Annotated in this window: 4 protein-coding genes; 1 reads left to right on the forward strand and 3 read right to left on the reverse strand. The window is 64.5% G+C overall.

Features of this window, described 5'->3' with window-relative positions:
• From MOV75_RS24630 to MOV75_RS24640, 3 genes are all read right to left on the reverse strand, one after another.
• The coding region (locus MOV75_RS24630; RefSeq protein ID WP_247006763.1) for an FAD/NAD(P)-binding oxidoreductase at positions 1-1,208 on the reverse strand (1,208 nt) is incomplete at its 3' end.
• Positions 1,209-1,262: 54 nt separating this feature from the next.
• The gene (locus MOV75_RS24635; RefSeq protein WP_246930099.1) at positions 1,263-3,449 is read right to left on the reverse strand and encodes a xanthine dehydrogenase family protein molybdopterin-binding subunit; all 2,187 of its coding nucleotides are present in this window, start codon (positions 3,447-3,449) and stop codon (positions 1,263-1,265) included.
• An 11-nt stretch (positions 3,450-3,460) separates the two neighbouring features.
• Positions 3,461-3,910 carry a (2Fe-2S)-binding protein gene (locus MOV75_RS24640; protein WP_246930100.1) on the reverse strand — a complete coding sequence of 150 codons (450 nt, stop codon included), beginning with the start codon at positions 3,908-3,910 and terminating at the stop codon, positions 3,461-3,463.
• 302 nt (positions 3,911-4,212) lie between these two features.
• On the opposite strand from MOV75_RS24640, the gene MOV75_RS24645 reads away from it, so the two are divergent.
• The gene (locus MOV75_RS24645; protein WP_246930101.1) at positions 4,213-5,814 is read left to right on the forward strand and encodes a B12-binding domain-containing radical SAM protein; all 1,602 of its coding nucleotides are present in this window, start codon (positions 4,213-4,215) and stop codon (positions 5,812-5,814) included.
• The last annotated feature ends 132 nt before the right edge of the window (positions 5,815-5,946 follow it).

A 5,946-nucleotide genomic window follows, 5' to 3' on the forward strand; every position in this document is an offset into this window, starting at 1 on the left:
CGCAGCTCGCGCGGCGCGTCGACCGGGCTGGTCGCGCCGCCCTCGACCTCGGCGAAGATGTCGCCTTTCGGCTGGTAGGTGCCGGCGAGTGAAAAACCGTAACCGGGGGCGACGGTGTTGTAGCACACACCCATAAGCCGCGGCGGCTCCGGTGCGCTACCGGCGAGTAGAGCGACGATTGCGCTGGCGCAGGCCTTGCCTTGCGCGCTTGCAGCGGATGCCGATTTGGGAATGCCGCCGCCAAGGCAGGCATCGCCGATGACGTGAATATTCTTGACGAGCTTCGACTCGAAGGACACGGGATCGATCGGGCACCAGCCGGTCGCATCGGTAGCGCCCGCGATCTCGGCGATGCGTCCCGCACGCTGCGGCGGGATGACATTGGCGACGTCGGGCGTGTAGTTGCCGAACTCGGTCACGATCGTCATGGTCGCGGGATCAACCGAAGTCACGCGGCCGCCTTGCGACAGCGCGACGCGCTCGATCATCTCGCCATAGAGCTCCTTCCAGGCCGTCTCGAACAGCCGCTGCTGGGAGAAACTATCCTTGGCATCGAGGATCAGAACTTTCGAGCGTGGCTTGTTCGTCTTCAGGTAATGCGCGATCAGGCTGGCGCGCTCATAAGGCGCAGGCGGGCAGCGCGAGGGATTGGCCGGGATTGCAATGGCGACCGTGCCGCCGTCGGCCATCGCTTCCAATTGCCTGCGCAGCAAAAGCGTCTGCGCGCCGGCCTTCCAGGCGTGCGGCATCTTTTCCGCCGCTGCGGCGTCGTAGCCGGGCAGGGATTCGAGATGGAAGTCGATGCCGGGCGAGAGCACGAGGCGGTCATAGCCAAACGCCGTGCCATCGGCCGTCGTCACGCTACGCTTTTGCGTGTCGATGGCCGTTGCAGCCTGTGCCACGACGCCGATGCCTTCGGCGGTGAGCTTGTCATAGCCGAACTGTTGCGCCTCCATCTTGCGCAGGCCCGCGATCACCGCGTTGCTGAGCGGGCAGGAGATGAAGGTCTTGTTCGGCTCGATCAACGTGACCTGCAATCTCGCATCGGCGCGTTTGAGTGCCCTCGCGCAGGCGGCACCGCCAAAGCCGCCGCCGACCACGACGATGCGGCCCGGCGATTGCGCGTGCAGGATCGAGGGGGCGGCGAGCGATGTGGCCACAGCAGTGATGCCGAGGACGGCATTCCGCCGTGTCACCGGCACATTCATGAGTCTTGTCCGGAAAAATGCTGCGGCTGCCGTTGGGGAAGCCGCAGCGCTCACTTAGGCAAAGGTGATGTTCTGGTCGCGCAGCGGCACCGAGCGGATGCGCTTGCCGGTCGCGGCGAAGTACGCATTGAGCACGGCCGGCGCGGCGACGCCGATGGTCGGCTCGCCGACACCGCCCCAGAACCCGCCGCTCGGCACCATCACCGATTCCACCTTCGGCATCTCGTTGATGCGCATCGAGTTGTAGGTGTCGAAGTTGGTTTGCTCGATCTTGCCGTCCTTGACGGTGCAGCCGCCATAGAACAGCGCGGAGAGGCCATAGACGAAGGAGCCCGCGATCTGCCGTTCCACCTGCGCCGGATTGACGACGTAGCCGGGATCGGTGGAGGCGACGATGCGATGCACCTTGATCTTGCTGCCGTCGGTTACCGAGATTTCGGCGGCGCCGGCGACATAGCTGCCATAGCCCATGACCTGGGCAATGCCGCGGTAGATGCCCTGCGGTGCCGGCGTGGTCCAGCCGATCTTCTCCGCGACCGCATTCAGCACCGCCAGATGCTTGGGATGATTGCCCATCAGCTTGCGGCGGAATTCGAGCGGGTCCTGGCCTGCGGCCTGGGCCAGCTCGTCCATGAAGCATTCCATGTAGATCGCGTTGTGATTGACGTTGACGCCGCGCCAGAAGCCGGGCGGAACGTGCGGGTTGCGCATCGCATGCTCGACCAACAGGTTCGGCACCGAATAGCCGAATGCGGCCTCGCCGGATTGGGCGACACCCTGGAATGCGGCCGGGTCCATACCGTTCTGCAGCGCCTCGGGGCGAAGCGAGAACAGGATCGATTGCCCGGACAGTCGGTAGTGCAACGCGACCAGATTGTTGTTGGCGTCGAACGCGCCGGTCAACTTGCACTGGGTGATGGGGTGATACCTGCCGTGCGCCATGTCCTCTTCGCGCGACCACAACAGCTTGATCGGCGTGCCCGGCATCTCTTTGGCGATCAGGACCGCCTGACGGACATAGTCGGTCTGACCGCGCCGGCCGAAACCGCCCCCCAGCATCACCTTGTGCACGTCGCACTTCTCGGCCGGCAGGCCGGAAGCCTCGAGCACCGCAGCAAACGCCGCCTCGCCATTCTGCGTGCCGCACCAGACCTCGCATTTGTCCGCGGTGTAGAGCGCGGTGGCGTTCATCGGCTCCATCGTGGCGTGGTTCTGATAGGGATAGCTGTAGACGGCCTCGATCTTCTTGGCCGCGCCGGCAATCGCCGCCTTGGCATCGCCATTCTTGTTGCCGACATAGGCCGGCTGCTTGTCGTCGAGGCCCTCGGCCAGCCACTTCGCAATCGACGCGCTGGAAACTTTGGCGTTGTCGCCTTCGTCCCAGACGATCGGCAGCGCCTCCAGCGCGGTCTTGGCGTGCCACCAGGTGTCGGCAACGACCGCGACCGCGGTATCGCCGACCTTGACGACCTTCTTGACGCCTTTCATGCCGGCGATCTTGGCTTCGTCAAAACTCTTCAACTTGCCGCCGAACACCGGGCAGTCCTTGATCGCGGCATTCAGCATGCCCGGCAGCTTGACGTCGGCGCCGTAGACCATGGCGCCGGTGGTCTTGTCGACCGTGTCGAGCCGCTTCACGCCCTTGCCGATCAGCTTCCAATCCTTCGGATCCTTCAGCTTGACGTCCGATGGCGGCGTCAGCTTCGCCGCAGCCTCGGCGACCTTGCCGTAGGTCGTGGTCTTGCCGGATGGCGTATGGGTGATGACGCTGTTCTCGGCTGCGCATTCCGAGGCCGGCACTTTCCATGCGTCGGCGGCGGCCTGGATCAGCATCACGCGCGCGGCGGCGCCGCCCTTGCGGACATAGTCTTGCGAGGAGCGGATGCCGCGGCTGCCGCCGGTCGAGAAATCGCCCCAGGCGCGCTTGCGCGCGACGCTCTGGCCCGGTGTCGGATATTCGGTCGTGACCTTATTCCAATCACATTCGAGCTCCTCGGCGACGAGCTGGGCGAGGCCTGTCAGCGAGCCCTGGCCCATTTCGGAGCGAGCGATGCGAATCACGACGGTGTCATCGGGCCTGACCACGACCCAGGCGCCGATCTCGGGCGATCCATCGGCGGCGCGGACCACGGCGGGGCCGCCGAAGGGAATGTCGAGGCCGATCGCGAGGCCGGCGCCGACTGCGGCCGTGCCGATGACGAAGGCGCGGCGGTTGAGCCGCGGCGAAACATGCTTGTTCATGTTGGGGATCCTTACGCGCTTGCGATCGTGTGGATCGCTTCGCGCACCTGCTGGAAGGTGCCGCAGCGGCAGATATTGGTGATGGCCTCGTCGATATCGGCGTCGGTCGGCTTCGGCTTCTCGCTCAGCAGCGCTGCCACCGCCATGATCATGCCGCTCTGGCAATAGCCGCATTGCGGCACGTCCTGGGCGATCCAGGCTTCCTGCACCTTGTGCAGCGAATCGCCCGAGGCGAGCCCCTCGATCGTGGTGATCTTCTTGCCCTCGGCCTCGCTGACCGAAACGCCGCAGGAGCGGGTGGCGACGCCTTCGATGTGAACGGTGCAGGCGCCGCATTGTGCAATGCCGCAACCGTATTTAGTGCCGGTCAGGCCGGCATTCTCGCGGATCGCCCAGAGCAGCGGCGTATCCGGCTCGACGTCGAGGGTGAAGGTTTTTCCGTTGATTGTTAGGTTTGCCATCGCAGTCCCCTGATTGGCCCAATCCACCGATTGAACTCAGGGGCGCACTGTGTCCGGCAAACTGGAACCGTTCAAATCAACAGTCCGAGGGTTGCCGGCAAGGATTGTCGCTGCCGCGGGAGGATTTTGGATCGGGCGGTGTCGTGAGCCACCGGAAATTGCGGCTGGCGGGCGACGCCCCCGCCCTGAACGCCGACAATGTGGCTTGGCGCGACGGTTCCGACAGGCGACAGTTTGTCCCTTTTGCCGGGGTGCAAGATGTCAGCGCTTTGGTACACTAGGCCAACGCCAAAAGGAGTTCCATGAAGGTGCCGACCCCCTACAACGTGCTGATGCTCTATCCGCTGTTCTCGGCAGAGTCCTTCTGGACCTTCGGCGAATCCTGCAAAGTGTTGGGCGTGAAGCGCCCGGCCGCCCCTTTGGGCCTGATCACCGTTGCCGCCATGCTACCAGAGAGCTGGACGGTCCGGCTGATCGACTGCAACACGGCCTCCTTCGGTGACGAAGATCTCGCCTGGGCCGACGTCGTCTTCACCGGCGGAATGATGCCGCAGCAGGCCGATACGCTGCGTCTGATCGAACTCTGCCGCGCGGCCGGCAAGCCGGTGGTCGTCGGCGGTCCCGATCCCACCTCCAGCCCCCACATCTATGAGCGGGCCGACTTCCGGGTGCTCGGCGAGGCCGAGAGCGTCATCGACGAATTCATCGCGGCCTGGGAGGGCGGCGCACGGTCCGGCGTCTTCACCGCGCCGAAATTCCAGGCCGACGTCACCAAGACGCCGGTGCCGCGCTTCGACCTGCTCAAGTTCGAGGACTACCTCTATCTCGGTGTGCAATATTCCCGCGGCTGTCCGTTCACCTGCGAGTTCTGCGACATCATCGAGTTGTACGGACGCGTGCCGCGGACCAAGACGGTCGAGCAGATGTTCGTGGAGCTCGAGACGCTCTACAAGATGGGCTATCGCGGTCATCTCGACTTTGTCGACGACAATTTCATCGGCAACAAGAAGTCGCTGCGGCAGTTCCTGCCTAAGCTCGCCGAATGGCAGCGGACCCACGGCTATCCGTTCGAATTATCGACCGAAGCCTCGGTCAATTTGGCCGATGATTCCGAGCTATTGGAGTTGATGGGGGCGGCGAATTTCTTCGCCATCTTCGTCGGCATCGAGAGTCCGGATCCGGCGACGCTGGTCGCGATGCGCAAGAAGCAGAACACGCGGCGCAACATCGCCGAGAGCATCCACAAGATCTACGCCGCCGGCATGCTCGTCACCGCGGGCTTCATCGTCGGCTTCGACAATGAGAAAGTCTCGATGGCGGACGCCATGATCGACTTCATCGAAGAGGCGGCGATCCCCGTCAGCATGGTCGGACTGCTCTACGCCTTGCCGAACACGCAGCTGACGCGCCGCCTGGAGCGCGAAGGCCGGCTGCATCCGGGCCACGATGTGGCGCCGACCATCGGCGCGGATCAGTGCACGGCCGGGATCAACTTCGATCCGGTGCGCCCGCTGCGCGACATCCTGACGGACTACAAGCGGGTGCTGGAGCACGTCTACAGCCCGGCTGCCTATGCAGGACGCGTCGACCGTCTGATGACGCTGCTCGACCGGTCCAGGCAGCGCCACGAGCTCGCCGAAGGCGATATCCGCGCCAAGCTCGGTGCGATGGAGACGGTGCACAAGGTGGTGACCACCCTTCCCGAGGCGCGTGGACCGTTGTGGCAGACCTTCATGAACTGCGCCAAGCGCGACACGACATCCGCGCGCATTGCCGTGCAGATGATCGCCGCCTATGCCCATCTCGGGCCGTTCTCGCGCAAGGTCATTGCTGCCATCGATGAGCGTTTGGCGGCGCTGGACAACGAAACCACGCCGGCGACGGTCGATGTGACGGCGGCTTGACACCTGGCTCGAGAGCTTACTTCACCGCCAGTCGCAAAAAGCTCATCACACTGCCGAGCACGGCAAAGCCCGCGCCGAGGGCCAACGCCAATGTCGCGCCCTCGTGGCCGGCGAGCGCGAAGCAGAGGGCGG

It is taken from the genome of Bradyrhizobium sp. PRIMUS42, assembly GCF_023006515.1.
Classification (GTDB): domain Bacteria; phylum Pseudomonadota; class Alphaproteobacteria; order Rhizobiales; family Xanthobacteraceae; genus Bradyrhizobium.

Coding starts and splice junctions, on each gene's coding strand:
- MOV75_RS24635 (WP_246930099.1), bottom strand. CDS start 3,449: ATGAACAAGCATGTTTCGCCGCGGCTCAACCGCCGCGCCTTCGTCATC.
- MOV75_RS24640 (WP_246930100.1), bottom strand. CDS start 3,910: ATGGCAAACCTAACAATCAACGGAAAAACCTTCACCCTCGACGTCGAG.
- MOV75_RS24645 (WP_246930101.1), top strand. CDS start 4,213: ATGAAGGTGCCGACCCCCTACAACGTGCTGATGCTCTATCCGCTGTTC.